This is a genomic window from Streptomyces sp. NPDC002232 (assembly GCF_042890295.1).
Taxonomy (GTDB): Bacteria; Actinomycetota; Actinomycetes; order Streptomycetales; family Streptomycetaceae; genus Streptomyces.
Genome location: NZ_JBIARV010000001.1, coordinates 370,063 through 396,147 on the forward strand (window position 1 = coordinate 370,063; position 26,085 = coordinate 396,147).

Annotated in this window: 24 protein-coding genes; 1 reads left to right on the plus strand and 23 read right to left on the minus strand. The window is 70.0% G+C overall.

What is annotated here, in order from left to right:
* Positions 1–183: 183 nt before the first annotated feature.
* Positions 184–1,944, plus strand: a complete 1,761-nt coding sequence (locus ACFYXU_RS01595; RefSeq protein ID WP_376513894.1) for a glycosyl hydrolase family 18 protein — start codon at positions 184–186, stop codon at positions 1,942–1,944.
* Between the two features lie 55 nt (positions 1,945–1,999).
* Here the strand turns inward: ACFYXU_RS01595 and ACFYXU_RS01600 are convergent, their stop codons facing one another.
* The 23 genes from ACFYXU_RS01600 to lysA all read right to left on the minus strand — a co-directional run bounded on the left by ACFYXU_RS01600 (position 2,000) and on the right by lysA (position 26,081).
* A complete protein-coding gene (locus ACFYXU_RS01600; protein ID WP_329851520.1) occupies positions 2,000–2,446 on the minus strand; it encodes a DUF2550 domain-containing protein in 447 nt (148 codons plus the stop codon).
* Positions 2,447–2,592: 146 nt separating this feature from the next.
* The gene (locus ACFYXU_RS01605) at positions 2,593–2,967 is read right to left on the minus strand and encodes a F0F1 ATP synthase subunit epsilon (protein WP_329851522.1); all 375 of its coding nucleotides are present in this window, start codon (positions 2,965–2,967) and stop codon (positions 2,593–2,595) included.
* A 112-nt stretch (positions 2,968–3,079) separates the two neighbouring features.
* A complete protein-coding gene (gene atpD, locus ACFYXU_RS01610) occupies positions 3,080–4,522 on the minus strand; it encodes a F0F1 ATP synthase subunit beta (RefSeq protein ID WP_329851523.1) in 1,443 nt (480 codons plus the stop codon).
* Positions 4,522–5,439 (minus strand): F0F1 ATP synthase subunit gamma, encoded by a 918-nt coding sequence (locus tag ACFYXU_RS01615; protein ID WP_376510717.1) that lies wholly within the window; start codon positions 5,437–5,439, stop codon positions 4,522–4,524. The genes atpD and ACFYXU_RS01615 overlap by 1 nt, the downstream gene beginning before the upstream one ends.
* A 20-nt stretch (positions 5,440–5,459) precedes the next feature.
* A complete protein-coding gene (gene atpA, locus ACFYXU_RS01620; RefSeq protein ID WP_329851527.1) occupies positions 5,460–7,055 on the minus strand; it encodes a F0F1 ATP synthase subunit alpha in 1,596 nt (531 codons plus the stop codon).
* Positions 7,056–7,207: 152 nt separating this feature from the next.
* Positions 7,208–8,023, minus strand: coding sequence for a F0F1 ATP synthase subunit delta (locus ACFYXU_RS01625; protein ID WP_329851529.1), 816 nt, complete (start codon positions 8,021–8,023; stop codon positions 7,208–7,210).
* Complete coding sequence (locus ACFYXU_RS01630) at positions 8,020–8,565, minus strand: F0F1 ATP synthase subunit B (protein WP_329851530.1); 546 nt, start codon at positions 8,563–8,565, stop codon at positions 8,020–8,022. The genes ACFYXU_RS01625 and ACFYXU_RS01630 overlap by 4 nt, the downstream gene beginning before the upstream one ends.
* A gap of 41 nt (positions 8,566–8,606) precedes the next feature.
* The gene (atpE, locus tag ACFYXU_RS01635; protein ID WP_024761915.1) at positions 8,607–8,873 is read right to left on the minus strand and encodes an ATP synthase F0 subunit C; all 267 of its coding nucleotides are present in this window, start codon (positions 8,871–8,873) and stop codon (positions 8,607–8,609) included.
* A 91-nt stretch (positions 8,874–8,964) separates the two neighbouring features.
* Positions 8,965–9,774, minus strand: a complete 810-nt coding sequence (gene atpB, locus ACFYXU_RS01640; RefSeq protein WP_329851531.1) for a F0F1 ATP synthase subunit A — start codon at positions 9,772–9,774, stop codon at positions 8,965–8,967.
* Between the two features lie 225 nt (positions 9,775–9,999).
* Positions 10,000–10,413: a hypothetical protein gene (locus ACFYXU_RS01645; protein ID WP_389456192.1), complete on the minus strand. Its 414-nt coding sequence runs from the start codon at positions 10,411–10,413 to the stop codon at positions 10,000–10,002.
* Between the two features lie 265 nt (positions 10,414–10,678).
* The gene (locus ACFYXU_RS01650; RefSeq protein ID WP_376510713.1) at positions 10,679–12,022 is read right to left on the minus strand and encodes an MraY family glycosyltransferase; all 1,344 of its coding nucleotides are present in this window, start codon (positions 12,020–12,022) and stop codon (positions 10,679–10,681) included.
* Between the two features lie 107 nt (positions 12,023–12,129).
* Entirely contained in the window at positions 12,130–13,377 is a 1,248-nt protein-coding gene (gene glyA / locus ACFYXU_RS01655) for a serine hydroxymethyltransferase (protein ID WP_389456194.1), read from the minus strand.
* A 77-nt stretch (positions 13,378–13,454) separates the two neighbouring features.
* On the minus strand, positions 13,455–14,105 hold the full coding sequence (locus tag ACFYXU_RS01660; protein ID WP_376510709.1) for a protein-tyrosine-phosphatase: 651 nt from the start codon (positions 14,103–14,105) through the stop codon (positions 13,455–13,457).
* Positions 14,102–14,749, minus strand: coding sequence for an L-threonylcarbamoyladenylate synthase (locus tag ACFYXU_RS01665; protein ID WP_329851538.1), 648 nt, complete (start codon positions 14,747–14,749; stop codon positions 14,102–14,104). The genes ACFYXU_RS01660 and ACFYXU_RS01665 overlap by 4 nt, the downstream gene beginning before the upstream one ends.
* Positions 14,750–14,789: 40 nt before the next feature.
* Positions 14,790–15,635, minus strand: a complete 846-nt coding sequence (gene prmC, locus ACFYXU_RS01670) for a peptide chain release factor N(5)-glutamine methyltransferase (RefSeq protein WP_073912424.1) — start codon at positions 15,633–15,635, stop codon at positions 14,790–14,792.
* Between the two features lie 39 nt (positions 15,636–15,674).
* Positions 15,675–16,751, minus strand: coding sequence for a peptide chain release factor 1 (prfA, locus tag ACFYXU_RS01675; protein WP_376510705.1), 1,077 nt, complete (start codon positions 16,749–16,751; stop codon positions 15,675–15,677).
* Positions 16,752–16,847: 96 nt separating this feature from the next.
* A complete protein-coding gene (rpmE, locus tag ACFYXU_RS01680; RefSeq protein WP_030321069.1) occupies positions 16,848–17,066 on the minus strand; it encodes a 50S ribosomal protein L31 in 219 nt (72 codons plus the stop codon).
* 135 nt (positions 17,067–17,201) lie between these two features.
* Positions 17,202–18,296: an LCP family protein gene (locus tag ACFYXU_RS01685; RefSeq protein ID WP_376510703.1), complete on the minus strand. Its 1,095-nt coding sequence runs from the start codon at positions 18,294–18,296 to the stop codon at positions 17,202–17,204.
* 206 nt (positions 18,297–18,502) lie between these two features.
* Positions 18,503–20,572 carry a transcription termination factor Rho gene (gene rho / locus ACFYXU_RS01690; protein WP_376510701.1) on the minus strand — a complete coding sequence of 690 codons (2,070 nt, stop codon included), beginning with the start codon at positions 20,570–20,572 and terminating at the stop codon, positions 18,503–18,505.
* Between the two features lie 418 nt (positions 20,573–20,990).
* Positions 20,991–21,908: a homoserine kinase gene (thrB, locus tag ACFYXU_RS01695; protein WP_361402415.1), complete on the minus strand. Its 918-nt coding sequence runs from the start codon at positions 21,906–21,908 to the stop codon at positions 20,991–20,993.
* Positions 21,909–22,177: 269 nt separating this feature from the next.
* Positions 22,178–23,248, minus strand: coding sequence for a threonine synthase (gene thrC, locus ACFYXU_RS01700; RefSeq protein ID WP_361402418.1), 1,071 nt, complete (start codon positions 23,246–23,248; stop codon positions 22,178–22,180).
* Positions 23,249–23,254: 6 nt separating this feature from the next.
* On the minus strand, positions 23,255–24,547 hold the full coding sequence (locus tag ACFYXU_RS01705) for a homoserine dehydrogenase (protein ID WP_329851549.1): 1,293 nt from the start codon (positions 24,545–24,547) through the stop codon (positions 23,255–23,257).
* A gap of 142 nt (positions 24,548–24,689) precedes the next feature.
* Positions 24,690–26,081 carry a diaminopimelate decarboxylase gene (lysA, locus tag ACFYXU_RS01710; RefSeq protein ID WP_329851550.1) on the minus strand — a complete coding sequence of 464 codons (1,392 nt, stop codon included), beginning with the start codon at positions 26,079–26,081 and terminating at the stop codon, positions 24,690–24,692.
* Between the last annotated feature and the right edge of the window lie 4 nt (positions 26,082–26,085).

The window sequence follows — 26,085 nt, forward strand, 5'->3', positions numbered from 1 at the left end:
CTCTTGACGATTGGTCCAGACCTTCCTACGCTCGCGGGGCGCGCGCATCTCCACGGACCACCCCCACCTTGTCCGTCCGCTACTTGAGGAGCACCGTTGAGCACTCAAGCACCGACGCGCAGAGCAGGGTTCAGACACCGGACCGCCGCCGGACTGACCGCCCTGATCCTGCCGCTGGCCGCCATGGTCGGCCTCGCCTCCCCCGCCGAAGCCGCCACCTCGGCCACCGCGACCTACACCAAGACCCAGGACTGGGGCACCGGATTCGGCGCCAACTGGACCATCAAGAACACCGGTACCACCAGCATCAGCTCCTGGACCGTCGAGTGGGACTACCCCTCCGGCACCGCCGTCACCTCCGCCTGGGACGCCACCGTCACCAGCTCCGGCACCCACTGGACCGCCAAGAACGTCGGCTGGAACGGCACCCTCGCCCCCGGCGCCTCCGTCTCCTTCGGCTACAACGGATCCGGCTCCGGCGCGCCCACCGGCTGTAAGATCAACGGCGCCCCCTGCGACGGGACCACCGTGCCGGGCGACAACCCGCCCTCGGCCCCCGGCGCCCCGGTCGCCTCCGGCATCACGGACACCTCGGCCAAGCTCACCTGGACCGCGGCCACCGACGACAAGGGCGTCAAGAACTACGACGTCCTGCGCGACGGCACGAAGGTGACCACCACCACCGCCCTCACCTTCACGGACAGCGGCCTCACCGCCGGCACCGACTACTCGTACACCGTCGTCGCCCGCGACACGGCCGACCAGACCGGCCCCGCCGCCGGACCGGTCGCCGTCCGCACCACCGGCGGAGGCGGCGGCCAGCCCCTCCCGAACGCCGTGAAGATGGGCTACTTCACCAACTGGGGCGTCTACGGGCGCAACTACCACGTGAAGAACATCGTGACCTCGGGCTCCGCGTCCAAGATCACCCACATCAACTACGCCTTCGGCAACGTCCAGGGCGGCAAGTGCACCATCGGCGACTCCTACGCCGACTACGACAAGGCCTACACCGCCGACCAGTCCGTCGACGGCGTCGCCGACACCTGGGACCAGCCGCTGCGCGGCAACTTCAACCAGCTCCGCAAGCTGAAGAAGGCCTACCCGAACATCAAGATCCTCTGGTCCTTCGGCGGCTGGACCTGGTCCGGCGGCTTCGGCCAGGCCGTGCAGAACCCGGCCGCCTTCGCCCAGTCCTGCTACGACCTGGTCGAGGACCCGCGCTGGGCCGACGTCTTCGACGGCATCGACCTGGACTGGGAGTACCCCAACGCCTGCGGGCTGTCCTGCGACACCAGCGGCGCGGCCTCCTTCAAGAACATGATGCAGGCCATGCGCGCCAAGTTCGGCGCCAACAACCTGGTCACCGCGGCCGTCACCGCCGACGCCTCGGCCGGCGGCAAGATCGACGCCGCCGACTACGCCGGCGCCGCGCCGTACTACGACTGGCTCAACGTCATGACGTACGACTTCTTCGGCGCCTGGGCGGCGAAGGGCCCGACGGCCCCGCACTCCCCGCTCACCGCCTACTCCGGCATCCCGCAGGCGGGCTTCAACACCGCCGAGGCGATCGCCAAGTTCAAGGCCCAGGGCGTCCCCGCCAAGAAGCTGCTGCTCGGCATCGGCTTCTACGGACGCGGCTGGACCGGCGTCACCCAGTCCGCCCCGGGCGGCACGGCGACCGGGCCCGCGCAGGGCACGTACGAGCAGGGCATCGAGGACTACAAGGTCCTCAAGAACTCCTGCCCGTCCAACGGCACCATCGCCGGCACCGCCTACGCCCACTGCGGCACCAACTGGTGGAGCTACGACACCCCCTCCACCGTCAACTCCAAGATGGGCTGGGCCAAGAACCAGGGCCTCGGCGGAGCGTTCTTCTGGGAGTTCAGCGGTGACACCACCAACGGAGAGCTGGTCGGCGCCATCAACACGGGCCTGAACTAGCCGGTACGACGAAGCGGGGGACGGCGCAGCACGCCGTCCCCCGCTTCCTCGTGTCCTACGCGACGTTCACGCGCTGACCGGGCGGAGCCGCCTCCAGCCAGGCCATGAAGCCCGTCCGGGCGTCCTCGCTCATCGCGAGCTCCAGACGGACGCCCTCGTACATGCAGGGCTGGATCACGGCGTCGGAGAGCAGCGCGAGCTCCTCCTCGCCCGCCGGCATCCGGCGCTCCAGGGCCACGATCGAGGACCGCTCCAGGACCCGGCGCGGGCGGGGCGCGTACGAGAAGACGCGGAACCAGGCGATCTCGTCACCGCTGTAGCGGGCGACGCCGTACACCCAGCCCTTGCCGGTCGGATCCGGCTCGTCGGGGATGTCCCAGCGCAGCGAACAGTCGAAGGTGCCGCCGGCGCGCTGGATCAGTCTCCGGCGCAAGCCGAAGACGAAGAGTCCGATCACCACCAGTGCGACGACCAGGCCGCACACGAGCAGAGCGAGGAACATCTTCACCGACCTCCTCGCTGCGTCCCGTAGCCGGCACGGCCGGCAGAACCGAATACGACCTGCATCTGCATCGCCTCAGCCGCGACACGGTCCGGGAAATTCCGGATCGTGCCGCGGCTGAGGGCTTTCCTGCTCGGCGCGGTCCGCTAGCGGACCGATACCGCGCGCAGCCGGACCTCGGCGCGCCGCTCGGCGGCGGCGTCGGAGTCCGTCTTCGCACGCTCCAGCGCGCGCTCGGCGCGCCGGGCGTCGATCTCGTCCGCCAGCTCGCAGATCTCCGCGAGCAGAGACAGCTTGTCGTCGGCGAACGAGATGAATCCTCCGTGGACGGCGGCGACGACGGTCCCGCCCTCGCTCGTACGGATGGTCACCGGGCCCGACTCCAGCACACCGAGCAGCGGCTGGTGGCCGGGCATGACGCCGATGTCGCCGGAGGTGGTACGCGCGATGACCAGGGTGGCCTCGCCGGACCAGACACTCCGGTCCGCGGCGACCAGCTCGACGTGCAGCTCAGCAGCCAAGGGTGGCTCCTCGGGTCACCACCCGGCGGTCGTGCCGGGTGTTGGGGTCAATTCTAGGGGGCGTGGAGAGGGGGACGGGACGGATCCCGTCCCCCTCGGACGAGCACGGGGCTCAGGAGACGCCGAGCTCCTTGGCGTTGTTCTTGAGGTCCTCAAGGCCACCGCACATGAAGAACGCCTGCTCCGGGAAGTGGTCGAACTCACCGTCGCAGATCGCGTTGAACGCGGCGATCGACTCGTCGAGCGGAACGTCCGAACCGTCCACGCCGGTGAACTGCTTCGCCGCGTGGGTGTTCTGGGACAGGAAGCGCTCGACACGGCGGGCGCGGTGGACAACGAGCTTGTCCTCCTCGCTCAGCTCGTCGATACCGAGGATCGCGATGATGTCCTGGAGGTCCTTGTACTTCTGCAGGATTCCCTTGACGCGCGTGGCGGCATCGTAGTGGTCCTGCGCGATGTAGCGCGGGTCCAGGATCCGGGACGTGGAGTCCAGCGGGTCCACGGCCGGGTAGATGCCCTTCTCGGAGATCGGACGGGAGAGAACCGTCGTCGCGTCGAGGTGGGCGAAGGTGGTCGCCGGCGCCGGGTCCGTGAGGTCGTCGGCGGGGACGTAGATCGCCTGCATCGAGGTGATCGAGTGACCACGGGTCGAGGTGATGCGCTCCTGGAGGAGACCCATCTCGTCGGCCAGGTTCGGCTGGTAGCCCACCGCGGAGGGCATGCGGCCGAGCAGGGTCGACACCTCGGAACCGGCCTGGGTGAAGCGGAAGATGTTGTCGATGAAGAACAGCACGTCCTGCTTCTGCACATCGCGGAAGTACTCCGCCATGGTCAGACCGGCGAGGGCGACACGGAGACGGGTGCCCGGGGGCTCGTCCATCTGGCCGAAGACCAGGGCGGTCTTGTCCAGAACGCCGGACTCCTCCATCTCCGCGATGAGGTCGTTGCCCTCACGCGTGCGCTCACCGACACCGGCGAACACGGAAACGCCCTCGTGCAGCTTCGCCACACGCATGATCATTTCCTGGATCAGAACGGTCTTGCCGACACCGGCACCACCGAACAGACCGATCTTTCCACCCTTGACGTACGGGGTGAGAAGGTCGACGACCTTCAGGCCGGTCTCGAACATCTCGGTCTTCGACTCGAGGTCCGCGAACGCCGGGGCCTTGCGGTGGATGGACCAGCGCTCGCTGACCTCCGACTCGGCCTCGGGGTCGTTCAGGATCTGGCCCAGCGTGTTGAACACGCGACCCTTGGTGACGTCGCCGACGGGCACGGTGATGCCGTCGCCGGTGTCGACCACGGGGGCCTGGCGGACCAGACCGTCGGTGGGCTGCATCGAGATGGTGCGGACGATGCCGTCACCGAGGTGCTGCGCGACCTCGAGGGTCAGCGTCTTGAGCTTGCCCTCCTCGGCCGGGTCGGCGACCTCGACGTGCAGGGCGTTGTAGATCTCCGGCATCGCGTCGACGGGGAACTCCACGTCGACGACCGGGCCGATGACCCGGGCGACGCGGCCCGTGGCGGCGGCCGTCTCAACAGTGGTCGTCATTACTTGTCACTCCCCGCGGTCGCGTCGGCCAGGGCTGCGGTGCCACCGACGATCTCGCTGATTTCCTGGGTGATTTCGGCCTGGCGGGCCGCGTTGGCAAGTCGGGAGAGGTTGTTGATCAAGTCTCCCGCGTTGTCGGTGGCCGACTTCATCGCGCGTCGCGTGGCGGCGTGCTTGGAGGCAGCCGACTGAAGCAGCGCGTTGTAGATGCGGCTCTCGACGTAGCGCGGCAGAAGGGCGTCGAGGACGTCCTCCGCCGACGGCTCGAAGTCGTACAGCGGACGGAGGGTGTCCGGCTCGCCGGCCTCCTTCGCCACCTCGTCGAGGCTGAGGGGCAGCAGCCGGGCCTCGACCGCCGTCTGCGTCATCATCGAGACGAACTCGGTGTAGATGATGTGGAGCTCGTCCACGCCACCCTCGGCCGTGTCCTTCTCGATCGCCTCGATCAGCGGTGCCGCGATCTTCTTGGCGTCCGCGTACGTGGGCTCGTCCGTGAAGCCGGTCCACGTGTCGCTCAGCTTCCGCTCACGGAAGTTGAAGTGCGCGACACCACGGCGGCCGACGACATAGATGTCGACCGCGCGGCCCTCGCCCTCCAGCTTCGCGATGAGCTTCTCCGCCGCCTTGATGGCGTTGGAGTTGAAGGCACCGGCCAGACCGCGGTCGCTCGAGAGGAGCAGAACCGCGGCACGGCTCGGGTTCTCCGCCTCGGTGGTCAGCGGGTGCTTGTCGTTCGCACCCGTGGCCACCGCCGTGACCGCGCGCGTGAGCTCGGTCGCGTACGGAGTGGACGCCTGCACCTTGCGCTGCGCCTTGACGACACGCGAGGCGGCGATCATCTCCATCGCCTTGGTGATCTTCTTCGTCGCGGTGACGGATTTGATGCGACGCTTGTAGACCCGGAGCTGCGCTCCCATGAGTCAGGTCCCTTCCGTCGTCACTTCGAGACGTTGACGGCGGGAGCGTCCGCGCCGAGCAGCTTGCCGTCAGAGGTCTCGAACTGCTGCTTGAACTCGGCGATGGCGTCGGCGACGGCCGTCAGGGTGTCGTTCGACATCTTCTTGCCCTCGCGGATGGAGGTCATGAGGCCGGAGTGGCTCTGGCGCAGGTACGCCAGGAGCTCGGCCTCGAAGCGACGGATGTCGGCGACCGGGACGTCGTCCATCTTGCCCGTGGTGCCGGCCCAGACCGAGACGACCTGGTTCTCCGTGGGCATCGGCTGGTACTGAGCCTGCTTGAGCAGCTCGACCATCCGCTGACCGCGCTCCAGCTGCGCCTTCGAGGCCGCGTCCAGGTCGGAACCGAAGGCCGCGAAGGCCTCCAGCTCACGGAACTGGGCGAGGTCCACGCGGAGGCGACCGGCGATCTGCTTCATGGCCGGGTGCTGGGCGGAGCCACCGACGCGGGAGACCGAGATACCGACGTTCAGGGCCGGGCGCTGGCCGGCGTTGAACAGGTCGGACTCCAGGAAGCACTGGCCGTCGGTGATGGAGATGACGTTGGTCGGGATGAACGCGGAGACGTCGTTGGCCTTCGTCTCGACGATCGGCAGACCGGTCATCGAACCCGCGCCGAGCTCGTCCGAGAGCTTCGCGCAGCGCTCGAGGAGACGGGAGTGCAGGTAGAAGACGTCACCCGGGTAGGCCTCACGGCCCGGCGGGCGGCGCAGCAGAAGCGACACGGCGCGGTAGGCGTCGGCCTGCTTCGACAGGTCGTCGAAGACGATCAGGACGTGCTTGCCCTGGTACATCCAGTGCTGACCGATGGCGGAACCGGTGTACGGCGCCAGGTACTTGAAGCCGGCCGGGTCGGACGCCGGGGCGGCGACGATCGTCGTGTACTCGAGCGCACCGGCCTCTTCCAGGGCGCCGCGAACGGACGCGATGGTCGAGCCCTTCTGGCCGACGGCGACGTAGATGCAGCGGACCTGCTTGTTCACGTCGCCCGAGCGCCAGTTGTCGCGCTGGTTGATGATCGTGTCGACACACAGCGCGGTCTTGCCGGTCTGACGGTCACCGATGATCAGCTGACGCTGACCACGGCCGACCGGCGTCATGGCGTCGACGGCCTTGTAGCCGGTCTCCATCGGCTCGTGCACCGACTTACGGGCCATCACGCCCGGGGCCTGCAGCTCGAGGGCGCGGCGGCCCTCGGTCGCGATCTCGCCGAGACCGTCGATCGGGTTGCCGAGCGGGTCGACGACGCGACCCAGGTATCCCTCACCGACACCGACGGAGAGGACCTCGCCGGTGCGCTGCACCGACTGTCCCTCCTCGATACCGCTGAACTCGCCGAGGACGATCGCACCGATCTCGCGCTCTTCGAGGTTCAGCGCGAGACCGAGGGTCCCGTCCTCGAACTTCAGCAGCTCGTTCGCCATGGCCGAGGGAAGACCCTCGACCTTCGCGATACCGTCACCGGCCAGGCTGACCGTGCCGACCTCCTCGCGCGAGGCCGCGTCCGGCTGGTACGACTGGACGAAGTTCTCCAGTGCGTCCCGGATCTCCTCCGGCCGGATCGTGAGCTCCGCCATCTGGGTTCCCTGCTCTCCTTGTTGGGCCCGAAGTTTCTTAAGGGGTCTGGGGGCCGACCCCCAGGAATCTTCTGCAATCTCTGCACGGCCCAACCGGGCCGCTGGTGATGCTGTGTTGCTGTACTGCCTGTGTGCTGCTGTGGTCGCTGCCGTCAGCCGGCCAGTCGACGGGTCGCCTCGTCGAGGCGCTCCGCGATGGATCCGTCGATGACCTCGTCGCCGACGCGCACGGTGATCCCGCCGAGGACCGCGGGGTCCACGTCCAGGTTCAGGTGCATCGCGCGGCCGTACAGCTTCGCGAGTACGGCACCGAGGCGCTGCTTCTGCCGGTCCGACAGCGGCACCGCCGAGGTGACGACCGCGACCATCCGGTCCCGGCGCGCCGCGGCGAGCTTGGACAGGGACTCGAGTCCCGCTTCCAGGCTACGTCCCCGGGGCTGGGTCACCAGACGGACGACCAGGCGCTCGGTGGTCGCGTGGGCCTTGCCGCCGAGCAGGCTGCGGAGCAGCGCGCCCTTCGCGGTGGCCGTGGCGGCCTTGTCCGTCAGCGCCGAGCGGAGCTCGGGGCTGGAGGACACGATCCGGCCGAACCGGAACAGCTCGTCCTCGACGTCGTCCAGGGCGCCCGCCTTCTGCGCCGCGGTGAGGTCGGCGGTGTTCGCCAGTTCCTCGGCCGCGTCGACCAGGTCGCGCGAGCGCGACCAGCGGGAGCGGACCATGCCGGAGACCAGGTCGACGGTCTCGCCGCCCACCTGTCCGCGCAGGAGTCGCTGCGCGAGCTCGGCCTTGGCCTCACCCGACTGGGCGGGGTCGGTCAGGACCCGGCGCAGCGACACCTCGCGGTCGAGCAGCACGGTGACGGCGGCCAGCTCGTCCGCGAGCTTCGTCGCGTCGACCGGGGTGTTGTCGGTCAGCGCGTCGAGGGACTCACGGGCGGCGGACAGTGCCTCGCGGCTCGCTCCGTTCATCGGACAGCCTCGGCCTTCTCCTCGAGCTCGTCGAGGAAGCGGTCGATCGTGCGGCTCTGGCGGGCGGTGTCCTCGAGGGACTCGCCGACCAGCTTGCCGGCCAGGTCGGTGGCGAGCTTGCCGACGTCCTGGCGCAGCGACGCGGACGCGGCCTTGCGGTCGGCCTCGATCTGCGCGTGGCCGGCGGCGACGATCTCCTCGCGCTGGCGCTGGCCTTCCGCCTTCATCTCCTGGATGATCGCGGTGCCCTGCTCCGTCGCCTCCTGGCGAAGACGCGCGGCCTCGTGGCGGGCCTCGGCGAGCTGGGCCTTGTACTGCTCCAGCACACTCTGAGCCTCGATCTGGGCCGACTCGGCCTTCTCGATGCCACCCTCGATGGCCTCGCGACGCTCGTCCAGAACCTTGTTGATGTTCGGGAGGAGCTTCTTGGCGAGGAAGCCGAAGACGATGACGAAGGCGATCAGGCCGATGACGAGCTCGTCGAGATGCGGGATCAGAGGAGGCTGAGGCTCCTCCGCTGCCGCAAGAAGCAGAGCGTTCACATCAGTGCCTTCCGTAAAAAGAATCGGGCAGTCGGTCCGGCTTACTGGTAGACGAAGCCCATGACGATGCCGATGAGGGCGAGCGCCTCACAGAAGGCGAAGCCCATGATCTGGTTGGTACGGATGAGACCGGCGGCCTCGGGCTGGCGGGCGAGCGCCTGCGTACCGTTACCGAAGATGATGCCGACGCCGACGCCGGGGCCGATCGCGGCGAGGCCGTAACCGATCGAGGCGACGTTGCCGACGACGTTGGTCTTGGCGCTGCCACCTTCGGCGGCGAGGTTGATCATGTCGAGAGCAGCGGACATGCCGTTACTTCCTTCTCTTTCAATGACCCGATGGGGGTTGGCCACCGGACGACTGATGGATTCGGGGGTGGAGCTACGGGGCCGTGACGGCTCAGTGGTGCTCGGAGAGCGCGCCCTGGACGTAGCTGCAGGCCAGGAGGACGAAGACGTACGCCTGGACGGCCTGGATGAAGAGCTCGAACGCGGTCATCACGAGGACCATCACGAACGAGGCGCCGGCGTAGACGAAGCCCAGGCCGTTCATGAGGTACCAGGTGGCCAGCGAGAACATCACGATCAGCAGGTGACCGGCGAACATGTTCGCGAACAGTCGCACCGCGTGCGTGAAGGGCCGGATCAGGAGGTTCGAGAAGAACTCGAGGACGACGACCATCGGGAGGATGGCACCGAGGGACTTGTCGTAACCGACGATGTTCTTCCAGCCGCCCACGAAGCCGTGCTTCTTGAAGGTGAGCGAGATCCACATGACGTACACGATCAGCGCGAGACCGGCCGGGAAGGCGATCAGCGAGGTGACCGGGAACTGGGCGAGCGGAACGATCGACCAGAGGTTCATGATCCAGACGAAGAAGAACAGCGACACCATGAAGGGGACGTACTTCTCGCCGTCCTTCTTGCCGATGATCTCGTAGACGATGCCGCGGCGCACGAAGTCGTAACCGGCCTCGCCGACCATCTGCATCTTGCCGGGGATCAGCTTGGGCTTGTTGAAGGCGGCCCAGAAGAACCCGACGACCACGATGGAGCCGAGAACGGCGAGCAGCATCGGCTTGGTGATGTCGATGCCCCCCACCGTGGCGATGGGCTCGTACATGAACGTGTGCAGGCCCGGCGCCGGGAAGCCACATCCACTGAAGATGTGGCAATCCGGGTCGAAGGCAAGCGTCTGGTCAGCACTCACCGCGGGCTCCTTCAGCGTGGCGCATAGGTACGGCAACCTCGTTGTGTCGGCGCGGCGCGCAGCCGCGGGTCGGCACTGGACTGGTCTTACGGATAAGGGGGCGGCGGTTCGGCATCGAGCCTCTCGCTGGGACAGGCGCCGTTTCGGATGCCCGCGTCCGCAGTGCCGCAGTTGGCACCGGACGATAGCAGGAAGCCGAACGCGGCTTTATCCCGGCCCTACCCTTCACGACTTGGACCCCGTGTTTCCGGGGTCGATGTACGTGATCTTGGCCTTCATGTAGGCCCGGGCCTGTGCGGCGACCCACACCACGGTCGTGGCGAGAAGCGTGAAGGCGAAGGCCTTGAAGTCGAACAGGGTCGTGTTCTTCAGCAAGGCCAGGAAGATGAAGAGCACCAGCAGCTGGGCCGTGTAGAGCATCAGCCCCATGGCCTGGAAGAGGTGCGGAAGCGACTTCGCCGTGCGCTGGAGAACCAGCTGCCCGATCCCCATGAAGAGAAGGACCACCAGGGTGCCGACGACGGCGCCGAGCGCACCCTTGCCACCGGCGACCACCCCGCTGATGACCGTGGCGACGGCGCCGACGGCTGCGGTGGGTACGGCGGTGTACAGAAGGATGCGTGCGTCGTTCGACGGCATGGCGGTGTCTCCGCTTGCTCTTGGAGGGGGCGATGGTGTCGTCATGGACGAGCGTAAGCCCGGTCCGAGGTGGGTCTCGGGGCCAACAGACCGTCGCACTACGGTCTTTCGGCACTGTCGCCGGGTCTCGTGAACCGTATCACAAACTATTTGAATAGGTCTTTACCCATACGGTGTGCCAACCGTCACACATGAGAGTGACCATGCGCGTGTGTGCGCGACAGCGAGGCGCGTTGTCTGCTATTGACCCCGGATGGGGCTTTCGTCAACCGCGCGCCCCGGCCTTACTTCTGTCGGTGAAGCGCGAGCGGTGACCGATGGCGGTCGCTCCGTTGACTCCCGCGGGCACGGGCTCCCGCTCCTCCTCCGCCGCGTCGCCTTCCTCGGCGGACCCGGTGGCCTCCGCGGACCCGTCCGCCTCCGCCGGAGCGACGGCCGGCCTGCGGCGCCGGTAGCGCGGCGGCACGACGGACTGGGCCCAGCGCGGCGCGCGCGGCGTGAACCGCGGCAGCAGGAGCAGCACCAGGCCGATCGCGCTCAGCGCGACGACCCCGAGGACGATCCACATCGACGTCGAGTGGACCGAGTAGGCCAGCGTGCCGAAGGCGATGAGCGCCGACCAGAAGTACATGATCAGCACCGCGCGGCTGTGCGAGTGCCCGATCTCCAGGAGCCGGTGGTGCAGGTGGCCGCGGTCGGCGGCGAAGGGCGACTGGCCCTTCCACGTGCGGCGCACGATCGCCAGGACCAGGTCGGCCATCGGGATCGCGATGATCGTCAGCGGCAGCACCAGCGGGATGAAGACGGGCAGGGCGGCGTGGGTGGCCTGCCGGGTCGAGCCCTCGAAGATCTTCAGCGCGTCCGGGTCGACCTGGCCGGTGATCGAGATCGCGGAGGCCGCGAGGATCAGGCCGATCAGCATCGATCCCGAGTCGCCCATGAAGATCCGCGCCGGGTGCATGTTGTGCGGGAGGAAGCCCAGGCACATGCCCATGAGGATGGCCGCGAAGAGCGTCGCGGGGGCGGCCGCCTCGATCGTGTAGCCGTACCAGAGGCGGTACGCGTACAGGAAGAAGGCGGCGGCGGCGATGCAGACCATGCCGGCGGCGAGGCCGTCGAGGCCGTCGACGAAGTTCACGGCGTTGATGGTGAGGACCACGAGGGCGACGGTCAGGAGCGTGCCCTGCCAGGGCGTGAGCGCGACCGTGCCGACGCCGGGGATCGGCAGCCACAGGATCGTCAGACCCTGCGCGACCATCACGCCCGCCGAGATCATCTGCGCGCCCAGCTTGATGAGGGCGTCCAGCTCGAACTTGTCGTCGAGGACGCCGATCAGCCAGATCAGCGCGGCACCGGAGAGCAGCGCGCGGGGCTCGTTGGACTGCGCGAAGACGCTGTTCAGGTTCTGAAGGTGGTCGGCGACGAGCAGTCCCGCGCACAGCCCGAAGAACATGGCGATGCCACCGAGCCGCGGAGTCGGTTCTCGGTGTACGTCGCGGGCGCGGATCTCCGGCATCGCCCCGGTCGCGATGGCGAACTTCCGCACCGGACCGGTGAGCAGATAGGTCACCGCGGCCGTGACACAGAGCGTCAGCAGGTAATCACGCACGGGCTGCCCCACAGGAATAGCTGGCCATCTCAGCCCCACACCCTAGCCGTGCCGTCCATGTGCTGTGAGACACCTGTACCCCCGGAACGGTTGCGCTCGGGCTCCCGTCAGGGTCCATACGGGGGAAATCGGCCGGTCAGCTCCCGTACTTCCGCCCTTACCCGGGCCGTCTCCCCGGGTTCGTCGCGCAACGCGACGGTGAACAGTGCGGCAATTCTCGCCATCTCCGGGGAGCCCATGCCCTGCGTGGTGACGGCGGCGGTGCCGAGCCGGATCCCGCGGCTCTCCCCGTGCGGCAGGGCGCAGGTGTCGAGGACCATGCCGGCGGCGGCGAGACGGGTGCGGGCGGTCCGCCCGTCGACGCCGAGCGGCGCGGGGTCGGCGGTGATGAGATGCGTGTCCGTACCGCCGGTGGTCAGCGCGAAGCCCTCGGCGGCGAGCGCGGCGGCGAGGACCCGGGCGTGCTCCACCACCTGATGGGCGTACGCGGTGAAGGCGGGCGTGGACGCCTCGCCGAGGGCCACCGCCTTGGCCGCGATCGTGTGCATCTGGGCGCCGCCCTGGGTGAACGGGAACACCGCCCGGTCGATCCGGTCCGCGAGCTCCTCGCCGCAGAGGATCATTCCGCCGCGCGGCCCGCGCAGCACCTTGTGCGTGGTCGCGCAGACCACGTCGGCGTACGGGACGGGGTTGGGGGCCGCTCCCCCGGCGACCAGGCCGATCGGGTGGGCGGCGTCGGCGATGAGGTAGGCCCCGACCTCGTCGGCGATCTCGCGGAAGACCGCGTAGTCGATGTGGCGGGGATAGGAGATCGAGCCGCAGACGATCGCCTTGGGACGGTGGTGGCGGGCCAGGGCGGCGACCTGCTCGTGGTCGACGAGCCCCGTCTCGGCGTCCACGCCGTACGGGACGAAGTCGAACCAGCGGCCGGAGAAGTTCGCGGGCGAACCGTGCGTGAGGTGCCCGCCGTGTCCGAGCCCCATGGCCAGAACCGTGTCACCGGGCCTGAGAAGGGCCGCGTACGCCGCCAGGACGGCCGAGGAGCCGGAGTGGGACTGCACGTTCGCGTGGTCGGCTCCGAAGAGCGCGGTGGCCCGCTCCACGGCGATCCGCTCGACGGCGTCGGCGTACTCGCAGCCGCCGTGGTGGCGGGCGCCGGGATAGCCCTCGGCGTACTTGTTGGCGAGCGGGGAGCCGAGCGCGGCGAGCACCGCGGGCGAGGTGAAGTTCTCGGCCGCGATCAGTTGCAGGCTGTCGGCCTGCCGCCGTGCCTCGCCGACCAGCACGTCGGCGACCTCGGGGTCCTGCCGGCGCAGGACGTCGAGTTCCTCATCGGGGGGCGCGGTGACCGGCATGAACCCAATGTAGGCGCGCCCCCGCTCCCCCGCTCGCCGGCTCCTCCGCCCGCGCCGCACGCTTGGCGCCGGCCCCCTCAGCGCCGCGCCGAGACCCCCGTCAGGGCCGTCACCACCGGGTCCAGGGCCTGGTTGATCTCGTCGCCGATCGAGCGGAAGAAGGTGATCGGGGCGCCGTACGGGTCGTTCACCTCGTCGGCGTCCAGCGACGGGGCCAGGAGCCACCCGCGGAGGGCCGCCGCCGCGCGGACCAGGGACCTGGCGCGTTCCACCATGCCCTCGTCGCGCGGGTCCGGGAGCGTGGCCGGGTCGATCGCGCGGACCAGGCGGGTGAACTCCTTCAGCGTGAAGGTGCGCAGGCCCGCCGAGTGGCCCATCGAGATGACCTGCGCGCGGTGGTCGCGGGTCGCCGTGAGGACCAGGTCCGCGCGGATGACGTGCTCGTCGAGGAGCTCCCGGCCGACGAAGCCGCTGTAGTCCGCGCCGAAGTCCGCGAGGACCAGTTCCGCGTTGGCCTCCATGGGGGCGCCCTCGTGGCCCCACGTGCCCGCGCTCTCCACGATGAGGCCGCCGCCGAGGGGATCGCCCAGGCGGTCGCTCAGGGCATGGCGGGTCAGCCGCTCGGTGATCGGCGAGCGGCAGACGTTGCCGGTGCTGACGTGGAGGATGCGGAAGGTGCTGCTGTCGTCGTCGAACCCCGCTATGCCACGCCCCTCAGGGGCGGTCAACTGGCCACCTCGAGGTCGGGTACGACCTTCCGGAGCTCCTCCGGGGACAGCGCGCCCTCGCGCAGCAGCACCGGCACCTTGCCCGTGACGTCGACGATGGACGAGGGGACGAGGCCGGGGATCGGGCCGCCGTCGAGGTAGACGGAGACGGAGTCGCCGAGCATGCCCTGTGCCGCGTCGCAGTCCTCCGGCGCCGCGTGGCCGGTGAGGTTGGCCGAGGTGACGGCCATCGGGCCGACCTCGGTGAGCAGCTCGATGGCGACCGGGTGCAGCGGCATCCGGATGGCCACGGTGCCCCGGCTGTCGCCGAGGTCCCACTGGAGCGACGGCTGGTGCCGGGCGACGAGGGTCAGCGGGCCGGGCCAGAAGGCGTCGACGAGCTCCCAGGCGTGCTCGGAGAAGTCCGTGACGAGGCCGTGGAGGGTGTTCGGGGAGCCGATGAGCACGGGCGTGGGCATGTTGCGGCCGCTGCCCTTGGCGGCCAGCAGGTCCCCGACGGCCTCGCTGCTGAAGGCGTCCGCCCCGATCCCGTACACGGTGTCGGTGGGCAGCACGACCAGCTCGCCCCGGCGGACGGCGGACGCGGCCTCGCGCAGACCGGTCACGCGATCGGTCGCCTCGTTGCAGTCGTATCGCCGTGCCATCAGATCCCGGCCTCCTCGTACGCGTGGTTCGTCATGGCGGTCATGGCATCGCCTTGCGGGCGGTCGCGAAACGCGGCCGGTTGTTCAGGTCGGGGTGGTCGGCGGCGTCCGCCCAGCCGGCCTCCTCGTTGAAGATCCACGGCACCTGCCCGCCCTGGGTGTCCGCGTGCTCGATGACGACGAGGCCGCCGGGACGCAGCAGCCGGTGGGCGGTGCGCTCGATGCCGCGGATGGTGTCGAGGCCGTCCTCGCCGGAGAAGAGGGCCATCTCCGGGTCGTGGTCACGGGCCTCGGGCGCCACGTACTCCCACTCGGTGAGCGGGATGTACGGCGGGTTGGAGATGACCAGGTCGACCTGGCCGTCCAGCTCGGGCAGCGCGCGGAGCGCGTCGCCCTGGTGGACGGTGACGCGGGAGCCCTCGGCGTTCTTGCGGGTCCACACGAGGGCGTCGTCGGAGAGTTCGACGGCGTGCACGCGCGAGCGCGGCACCTCCTGCGCCATGGCGAGGGCGATGGCCCCGGAGCCGGTGCACAGGTCGACGATGAGCGGTTCGACGACGTCCATGGCGCGCACGGCGTCTATGGCCCAGCCGACGACCGACTCGGTCTCCGGGCGGGGCACGAAGACGCCGGGCCCCACCTGGAGCTCCAGGTAGCGGAAGAACGCCCGGCCGGTGATGTGCTGGAGCGGCTCGCGGGCCTCGCGGCGGGCGACGGTCTCCCAGTAGCGGGCGTCGAAGTCCGCGTCCTTGACGTTGTGCAGCTCCCCCCGCTTGACGCCGTGCACGAACGCGGCGAGCTCCTCGGCGTCGAAACGCGGTGAGGGAACGCCGGCGTCGGCCAGCCGCTGGGTGGCCTGGGCCACCTCGGCAAGCAGCAGGTTCACGCTGGTCCTCCGTGGTGCGGGGTGGGGCTGGCGGGGGCCTTACGCGGCGGCGAGCTTCGCCGCCGAGTCGGCGTCGACGCAGGCCTGGATCATCGGGTCCAGGTCGCCGTCGAGGACCTGGTCCAGGTTGTACGCCTTGAAGCCGACGCGGTGGTCCGAGATCCGGTTCTCCGGGAAGTTGTACGTGCGGATCTTCTCGGAGCGGTCGACGGTGCGGACCTGGCTGCGGCGGGCGTCCGCGGCCTCGGCCTCGGCCTTCTCCTGGGCGGCGGCGAGGAGCCGGGAGCGCAGGATGCGCATCGCCTGCTCCTTGTTCTGGAGCTGGCTCTTCTCGTTCTGGCAGGAGGCGACGATGCCGGTCGGCAGGTGCGTGATGCGGACCGCGGAGTCGGTGGTGTTGACCGACTGGCCGCCGGGGCCGGACGAGCGGTAGACATCGATGCGCAGGTCGTTGGCGTGGATCTCGACGTCGACCTCCTCGGCCTCGGGCGTGACGAGCACGCCGGCGGCGGAGGTGTGGATGCGGCCGGCGGACTCGGTGGCGGGCACGCGCTGGACGCGGTGCACCCCGCCCTCGTACTTGAGCCGGGCCCAGACGCCCTGGCCGGGCTCGGTGGCGCCGTTGCCGCCCTTGGTCTTCACGGCGACCTGGACGTCCTTGTAACCGCCCAGCTCGGACTCGGTGGCGTCGATGATCTCGGTCTTCCAGCCGATGCGCTCGGCGTACCGCAGGTACATCCGGAGGAGGTCGCCGGCGAAGAGCGCGGACTCGTCGCCGCCCGCACCCGCCTTGATCTCCAGGATGACGTCCTTGTCGTCGCTCGGGTCGCGCGGGACGAGCAGCAGGCGGAGCTTCTCGGTGAGCTCCTCGCGCTGCTTCTCCAGCTCCTTGACCTCGGCGGCGAAGTCGGGGTCGTCGTGCATCAGCTCGCGGGCCGTCTCGATGTCGTCACCGGTCTGCTTCCAGGAGCGGTAGGTGGCGACGATCGGGGTCAGCTCGGCGTAGCGCTTGTTGAGCTTGCGCGCGTTCGCCTGATCGGCGTGGACCGAAGGGTCCGCGAGCTTCGTCTCGAGGCCGGCGTGTTCGCCGACCAGGTCCTCGACCGCCTCGAACATCGGGGGCTCCTGGGATTTCGTCAGTTGCTACGGGGACGGCAAAGCGCCGGTCCCGGCCACCCGCGCGGGGCGGCCGAGGACCGGCGCAGGGGCTCGCTACTTGGCGGAGCCGGCCTTGCCGAAGCGGGCCTCGAAGCGGGCCACGCGGCCGCCGGTGTCGAGGATCTTCTGCTTGCCCGTGTAGAACGGGTGGCACTCGGAGCAGACCTCGGCACGGATGGTGCCCTCGGTGAGGGTGCTACGGGTGGTGAACGACGCGCCGCAGGTGCAGCTGACCTGGGTCTCGACGTACTCGGGGTGAATCTCGCGCTTCAAGGTGTCTCCTAGTTTCGGGAGGGCTCCGGGTCGCCGCCGCGGTGTTGCGGACAGCGTGAACCGGGGCCGACGTACCAGTCTGCCAGGACCGGCCGCATCTCCCCAAACCGGGGTCGGGCCGGAACTATTCCCCGACTACCTGACGACGCCCTCCGCCTTGCCGGTGGCGGTGTCCTTGGTCGCCGACGCGGGGATCGGGAGGTCGCCCTTGAGGGCCTTCCAGACCTGCCGGGACTGGGCTTCGAGGGGGACGACGCGGTTGGGGTCCCGGGGGTCGTACTCGACGGGCAGGGTGACCATGTGGACGTTCTGGGCGCCGATGCCGGAGAGACCCTTGGCGAAGCCCATCAGCTCCTGCACCGAGTCGAGCTCGGAGTCGGGCCTGATGGCCTTGGTGGCGGCGTCGGCGAGGCCGAGCAGCTTGGCCGGGTTGGTGAGGACGCCGACGTCCTTGACCTGCTCGATGAAGGCCTTCATGAAGGCCTGCTGGAGCTGGATGCGGCCGAGGTCGCTGCCGTCGCCGACGCTCTTGCGGGTGCGGACGAGACCGAGAGACTGCTCGCCGTTCAGGGTGTGCGTGCCCGGGGCGAGGTCGAGGTGGCTCTTGGCGTCCTTGATGGGCTGCGTCGTGGTGATCTCGACGCCGCCGAGCTTGTCGATGAGCTTCTTGAAGCCGGTGAAGTCGACCTCGATGTAGTGGTCCATGCGGATGCCGGACATCGACTCGACCGTCTTGACGGCGCAGGCGGGGCCGCCGACCTCGTAGGCGGTGTTGAACATGGCCCGGCGCTCGCCGGGGACGGCGGTGCCCTTCCCGTCGGTGCAGGAGGGACGGTCGACGAGGGTGTCGCGGGGGATCGAGACGACGCTGGCCTTCTTGTGGCCCTCGTAGACGTGGACGACCATCGCGGTGTCGGAGCGGGCGCCGCCCTCGTCCCTGCCGTAGGCGCCGTTGTCGCCGGAGCGGGAGTCGGAGCCGAGGACGAGGATGTCGAGGGAGCCGTTGTCGACGTCGACCGGGCGCTCGGTGCCGAGCTGGGCATTGATGTCGACGCCCTGGAGGTTGCCGTCGAGCTTGAGGTAGACGTAGCCGAGCCCGGCGCCGCCGAGGACGAGGACGGCGGCGGCACCCGATATGAGGATCGGCGCCTTGCGCCGCTTGGCGCGCTGCTTGCGGCGCGTGCCGCTGCCCGCGCCGCGTGCGCGGCCGCTCTTGCTCTGCTCGGTCATCGTCTTCCCTCAGCCCTAGGATTCACCTTCTGTGACGGTGAAGCATCCGAAAGGGTTGCATGCGGGCCTGTGAGGTTTGAGCGAGCTTCGTCCGGTAACGCCACTGCGCCCACCGTGCGGGGCACGGTGGGCGCAGTGGTTCACGCAGGTCACGGCGGGGTTACGGGACCGGGGCCCCGCTCTCGTCGTGTGACGCAGCTCTCGCGTCAGTCGTTGTTGTTGGACCCCGGCGTGGTCTTCTGGATCTGGAGCAGGAACTCGCCGTTCGACTTCGTCTGCTTCATCTTGTCGAGCAGCAGCTCGATCGCCTGCTGCTGGTCGAGCGCGTGGAGCACGCGACGCAGCTTCCAGGTGACGGCGAGCTCGTCGCTGCCGAGGAGGATCTCCTCCTTGCGCGTGCCCGAGGCGTCGACGTCGACGGCCGGGAAGATGCGCTTGTCGGCGAGCTTCCGGTCGAGCTTGAGCTCCATGTTGCCGGTGCCCTTGAACTCCTCGAAGATCACCTCGTCCATGCGGGAGCCGGTGTCGACGAGCGCCGTCGCGAGGATGGTCAGCGAGCCGCCATCCTCGATGTTGCGCGCGGCACCGAAGAAGCGCTTCGGCGGGTAGAGCGCGGTCGAGTCGACACCACCGGACAGGATGCGGCCGGAGGCCGGCGCCGCGAGGTTGTACGCGCGGCCCAGGCGGGTGATCGAGTCGAGCAGGACGACCACGTCGTGACCCAGCTCCACGAGGCGCTTGGCGCGCTCGATGGCCAGCTCGGCGACGGTGGTGTGGTCCTCGGCCGGACGGTCGAAGGTCGAGGAGATGACCTCGCCCTTGACCGACCGCTGCATGTCGGTGACCTCTTCCGGACGCTCGTCGACCAGGACGACCATCAGGTGGCACTCGGGGTTGTTGTGCGTGATCGCGTTGGCGATCGCCTGCATGATCATGGTCTTGCCGGTCTTCGGCGGGGCCACGATCAGACCGCGCTGGCCCTTGCCGATCGGCGACACGAGGTCGATGATCCGCGTGGTCAGCACGCCCGGGTCGGTCTCCAGACGGAGCCGGTCCTGCGGGTAGAGCGGGGTCAGCTTGTTGAACTCCGGGCGGCCTCGGCCGGAGTCGGCCGCCATGCCGTTCGCGGAGTCCAGGCGGACCAGCGCGTTGAACTTCTCGCGGCGCTCGCCCTCCTTCGGCTGACGTACGGCGCCGGTGACGTGGTCACCCTTGCGCAGGCCGTTCTTGCGGACCTGGGCGAGGGAGACGTACACGTCGTTCGGGCCGGGCAGGTAGCCGGAGGTCCGGATGAACGCGTAGTTGTCGAGGATGTCGAGGATGCCCGCGACGGGGATCAGGACGTCGTCGTCCGCGACCTGCGGCTCGCCGGCCTGGAAGTCGTCACGGCCACGACGGCCGCGACGGTCGCGGTAGCGTCCGCGACGGCCGCGACGGCCGCCCGCCTCGTCGTCGTAGTCGTCCTGCGGACCGGCCTGCTGGCCACCCTGCTGGCCACCCTGCTGACCCTGGCCGCCCTGGCCCTGGCCACCCTGGCGCTGGCGCTGGCCGCCCTGGGCCTGGCCCTGGCCGCCGCCCTGCTGGTCGTCGCCCTTGCGGTCGCGCTGACGGTCACGGCGGTCACGGCGGTCGCCGCGCTCCCCGCGCTCGCCGCGGTCACGGCGGCCACGGCCCTCGGCGCCGTCGGCCTCGGCCTTGGCGTCGGCCTGCGGCTCGGCCTTGACCTCACGGGTCTCGGTCTTGACGGCCTGGGCGGCCTCCGCCTTGGCCTCGCCCTCCGGCGAACCGGCGGGGGCGGTGGCGCGACGGCGGCGGCGCTCGCCGGCCGGGGCGTCCTCGGCGGGGGCGCCGCCCTGCTCCGACGCGGCCGGAAGCTTGGAGGGCTGGCCCGGGATGTCGATCTGCTGCTGGGCGACGGCCTTCTCGGCCTTGTCCGCCTTGGGCGCGGCGGCCTCGGCCGTCTCGCCCGTACGGGCCTTGGAGGTGGCGCGGCGCTTCGGCTTGGCGTCGGCGGCGTCGGTGGCCTTGGCGGGGGCGGCGGAACCGCCACCGGCCTGCGCCTCCTTGATGACCTCGATCAGCTGGCTCTTGCGCATCCGCGCGGTGCCCCTGATGCCGAGGCCGGACGCGACCTGCTGCAGCTCGGCCAGGACCATGCCGTCGAGGCCGGTGCCGGAGCGGCGGCGCCGTGCGGTGCCGGTGGCACCTGCGGCGGGCGCGGCGTTGTCGACACTGCTGTCGGCAGTCACGCCCATCAGATCGGTGGTGTCGCTCACGAAGGGTCCTTCCCTGGAGCGGACGTCGGCCATCTGGCTCGGCGACCGGTTGTGCTGTCCGGCAGGGTCCTGGTTCGTGGACCGAGTCCGGAGCGGTGGTCCCGCCGGGTACGGCGGAGAGAGAACGTGCTGTGGGTCCGGCCCGAGCGCCCCCTGCTCGGCCCTCGGCTCGAAAGAAGAGCGAGGGGTGTCGTGCCGGTTCCGGAGCGTGCTCGAAACTGCTCAGGCAGGCTGCTCAGGCAGTTGGGGAGGCTCCCGGAAGAATGGGTGGTCCCTGATGGGGACACTCCGCACCGCTCCACAAAGAGGTCTGGTGCAGACTTGAGGTTAACACTACCGGCTCCGACAAACATTCCCCCTCTCCCTCACCGGCAATCTCCAGTCCGAGGCGCTGCCCGGCGCCCCGGCCGCCACACGCCTAGGGCGCCAGCGGCAGGACGCTCGCTCCGGACGCGTCGAGATCGAGCCGGTTCGCGGCCCAGCCCTCGCCCGCGAGGCGGGCGACCTTGTCGGCCGTCCCGTGTTCGGCCAGCGCGAGGACCGTGGGGCCCGCGCCGGAGATGACCGCGGGGACGCCGTCCGCGCGCAGCCGGTTCACGAGGGCGATGCTCTCCGGCATCGCGGGGGCGCGGTACTCCTGGTGCAGCCGGTCCTCGGTCGCCGGGAGCAGCAGCTCGGGGCGGCGGGTCAGGGCCTCGACGAGGAGGGCGGCGCGTCCGGCGTTGGCGGCGGCGTCGACGTGCGGGACGTGACGCGGCAGGAGTCCGCGGGCGGTCTCGGTCAGGACCGGCTTGCCGGGGACGAAAACCACCGGAACGATGGAATCCGAAGGATCCATCCTGATCGCCCGCGCGGCACCGGACTCGGTCCAGGCGAGCGTGAAACCGCCGAGGAGGCAGGCGGCGACGTTGTCGGGGTGGCCCTCGATCTCGGTGGCCAGCTCCAGGAGGGCGGCCTCGTCGAGCCGGGCGTCCCCGCCTATGGTCACGGCGCGGGCGGCGACGATGCCGGCGCAGATGGCGGCGGAGGAGGAGCCGAGGCCGCGGCCGTGCGGGATGCGGTTGGCGCAGACGACCTCCAGGCCGCGCGGCTGTCCGCCGAGCAGGTCGAAGGCCGTGCGCAGGGAGCGTACGAGCAGGTGGCTCTCGTCGCGCGGGAGCGTCTCGGCGCCCTCGCCGGCGATGTCGACGTGCAGCCCGGAGTCGGCGACCCGGACGACGACGTCGTCGTAGAGCCCCAGCGACAGGCCGAAGGCGTCGAAGCCCGGGCCGAGGTTGGCGCTGGTGGCGGGGACGCGCACCCGTACGGCGGCGGCGCGGAAGGCGGGACCGGCCATCGCTCGATGACTCTCCTTGATTGCGACAACGGGTATTTCAAGAGAAGTACTCGGGGACCCGGGGGCCGTTTCGGCCACGGGGGCGACAACGGCAACGACACCGCGCATACGCGTCGGGGCGGGTTCGGTACAGCCTATCGAAGGAAGGTTCTGTGGCGACATAGGGCGCACAGGAGGCGCACGATGCGTGTCGCGCGCCAACCTGTGCGCCTATGTACGTTCCTGATCGGGTTTCGATCAGTACGGCTGCCCCGGTGACGGGGTTCGGATCAGGCCAGACCGAGGCGCTCGGCGGCGGCCGCGGCGTCGACCGGGACGGTCACCGGCTGCGGGGCGCCGGCGACGGCCCAGTCGGGGTCCTTCAGGCCGTTGCCGGTGACGGTGCAGACGATGCGCTGGCCGGGGTCGACCTTGCCCTGCGCGGCGGCCTTCAGCAGACCGGCGACCGAGGCGGCCGACGCGGGCTCGACGAAGACGCCCTCCTGAGCGGCCAACAGGCGGTACGCCTGAAGGATCTCACGGTCCGTCACCTCGTCGATGAAGCCGCCCGAATCGTCGCGCGCGGCGATCGCGAAGTCCCACGAGGCCGGGTTGCCGATGCGGATCGCGGTGGCGATCGTCGACGGGTCCTTGACGACCTCGCCGCGCACGAGCGGGGCGGAGCCGGAGGCCTGGAAGCCCCACATGCGCGGACGGTGCGTGGCGAGACCGTCGGCGGCGTACTCGCGGTACCCCTTCCAGTACGCCGTGATGTTGCCGGCGTTGCCCACGGGCAGGACGTGGATGTCGGGGGCGTCGCCCAGCATGTCCACGATCTCGAACGCGGCGGTCTTCTGGCCCTCGATGCGGACCGGGTTGACCGAATTGACCAGCGCCACCGGGTAGTTCTCGGAGAGGCTGCGGGCCAGCGTCAGGCAGTCGTCGAAGTTGCCGTCGACCTGGAGGATCTTGGCGCCGTGCACGAGTGCCTGGCCCATCTTGCCGAGCGCGATCTTGCCCTGCGGCACGAGCACGGCCGAGACCATGCCGGCGCGGACCGCGTAGGCCGCGGCCGAGGCGGAGGTGTTGCCGGTGGAGGCGCAGATGACGGCCTGCGCGCCCTCCTCCTTGGCCCGGGTGATGGCCATGGTCATGCCCCGGTCCTTGAAGGAGCCGGTGGGGTTGGCGCCCTCGACCTTGAGGTGCACCTCGCAGCCCGTGCGCTCGGAGAGGACCTGAGCGGGGACGAGCGGCGTGCCGCCCTCACGGAGCGTGACGACCGGCGTCGTGTCCGTGACCGGAAGGCGGTCCCGGTACTCCTCGATGATGCCGCGCCACTGGTGGGTGCCCTTGTGGGTCATGGGTCCTTACTCCCCTTCAACACGCATGATGCTGGCGACACCGCGCACGGTGTCGAGCTTGCGCAGCGCCTCGACGGTCCCGGAGAGGGCGGCGTCGGGCGCGCGGTGGGTGACGACGACGAGGGAGGCCTCGCCGTCCTTGCCCTTCTGGCGCACCGTATCGATGGATACGCCGTGCTCGGCGAAGACCGTCGCCACCTGGGCGAGCACGCCCGGCTTGTCGGCCACGTCGAGACTGATGTGGTACCGCGTCACGACCTCGCCCATGGAGCTCACGGGCAGCTGGGTGTACGCGGACTCGCCGGGGCCCGTCGCCTCGTTGAGACGGTTGCGGCAGACGGCGACGATGTCGCCGAGTACGGCCGAGGCGGTCGGCGAGCCGCCCGCCCCCGGACCGTAGAACATGAGCTGCCCGGCGGCGTCCGCCTCCACGAAGACCGCGTTGTAGGCCTCGCGGACGGACGCCAGCGGGTGGCTGAGCGGGATCATCGCCGGGTGCACGCGGGCGGTGACGGACTCGCCGTCGGCGGCCCGCTCGCAGATGGCGAGCAGCTTGATGGTGCAGCCCATCTGCTTGGCGGAGGCGAAGTCGGCGGCGGTGACCTCGGTCATGCCCTCGCGGTAGACGTCGTCGAGACGGACGCGCGTGTGGAAGGCGATCCCGGCCAGGATGGCGGCCTTGGCGGCGGCGTCGAAGCCCTCGACGTCGGCGGTGGGGTCGGCCTCGGCGTACCCGAGGGCGGTGGCCTCGTCGAGCGCCTCGGAGTATCCGGCGCCGGAGCTGTCCATCTTGTCGAGGATGAAGTTCGTCGTGCCGTTGACGATGCCCATCACCCGGTTGATCTTGTCGCCGGCGAGGGACTCGCGCAGCGGGCGGATCAGCGGGATGGCGCCGGCGACGGCGGCCTCGTAGTAGAGGTCCTGGCCGTGCCGCTGCGCGGCGGCGTACAGGCCGGCGCCGTCCTGGGCGAGCAGCGCCTTGTTCGCGGAGACGACGGAGGCGCCGTGCTCGAACGCGGTGGTGATCAGGGTGCGGGCGGGCTCGATGCCGCCGATGACCTCGACGACGACGTCGATGTCCCCGCGTTTGACCAGGGCGGTCGCGTCGGTGGTGATCAGGTCCGCGGGGACGCCCCCGCGGACCTTGTCGGGCCGGCGGACGGCGACACCGGCGAGCTCGACGGGCGCGCCGATGCGCGCGGCGAGGTCGTCGGCGTGCGTCGTCATGATGCGCGCCACCTCTGAGCCGACCACTCCACAGCCCAGCAGCGCCACCTTCAGCGGACGCGTACGCATCATCCGACCTCGTTTCTCGTACAGCTTCGTCGTCGTATTTCTACGGTGGAACCAGTCTCACTCACCGGACGAGGGATTCCGTCCCAAGTCCGGATCCTGAGACATCGATTTCATCACCCGACTATTTCACCACGCGACTATTTCATCAGCCCACGTCGAGACGCAGGAGATCTTCCTCCGTCTCGCGCCGGACGACGACCCGCGCCTCGCCGTCGCGGACGGCGACGACCGGCGGCCGGAGGGCGTGGTTGTAGTTGCTGGCCATGGAGCGGCAGTAGGCGCCGGTGGCCGGGACGGCGATCAGGTCGCCGGGCGCCAGGTCCGAGGGGAGGAAGGCGTCGCGCACGACGATGTCACCGCTCTCGCAGTGCTTGCCGACGACGCGGGAGAGCATCGGCTCGGCGTCGCTGGTCCGCGAGACGAGGCTCACGCTGTACTCGGCGTCGTACAGGGCGGTGCGGATGTTGTCCGACATGCCGCCGTCGACGCTCACGTACGTCCGCAGCCCCTCCAGGGGCTTGACGGTGCCGACCCGGTAGAGGGTGAAGGCGGTCGGTCCGACGATGGCCCGCCCCGGCTCCACGGAGATCCGCGGCGTCCGCAGCCCCGCGGACTCGCACTCCCGGGTGACGATCTCGTTCAGCGCCTTGGCGATCTCGTGCGGCTCGCGCGGGTCGTCGTCGGAGGTGTACGCGATCCCCAGGCCGCCGCCGAGGTCGATCTCCGGCAGCTCGACGCCGTGCTCGTCGCGCACCTCGGCGAGCAGCTGCACGACGCGCCGCGCGGACACCTCGAAGCCGGCCATGTCGAAGATCTGCGACCCGATGTGCGAGTGGATGCCGATGAGCTCGAGCCCGTCGAGCTTGAGCGCCCGCCGCACGGCCTCGGCGGCCTGCCCGCCGGCGAGGGCGATGCCGAACTTCTGGTCCTCGTGGGCGGTGGCGATGAACTCGTGGGTGTGGGCCTCGACGCCGACGGTCACCCGGATCTGCACCGGCTGGCGGCGGCCGAGGGACTGGGCGACGTGGGCGACCCGGACGATCTCCTGGAAGGAGTCGAGCACGATCCGCCCGACCCCGGCCTCGACGGCGTTCCGGATCTCCTCGTCGGACTTGTTGTTCCCGTGGAAGGCGATCCGCTCGGCGGGCATGCCGGCCGACAGCGCGGTGGTGAGCTCGCCGCCGGAGCACACGTCGAGGTTGAGCCCCTCCTCCTTGAGCCAGCGCACGACGGCGCGGGAGAGGAAGGCCTTGCCGGCGTAGAAGACGTCGGCGTCCTTGCCGAAGGCCTCGGCCCAGGCGCGGCAGCGGGCGCGGAAGTCGGTCTCGTCGAGGAAGTAGGCGGGCGTGCCGAACTCCTCGGCGAGCGCGTCCACCGCGATCCCGCCGACGGTGGCGACACCGCGCTCGTCGCGCGCGACGGTCCGGGACCAGACCTTGGGGTCGAGGCGGTTGAGGTCGGCGGGCGGGGCCGCGTAGTGGCCCTCGGGGAGGACGTCGGCGTGGCGGGGCCCGGCGGGGTGGGCGGAACGGCTCATGGTG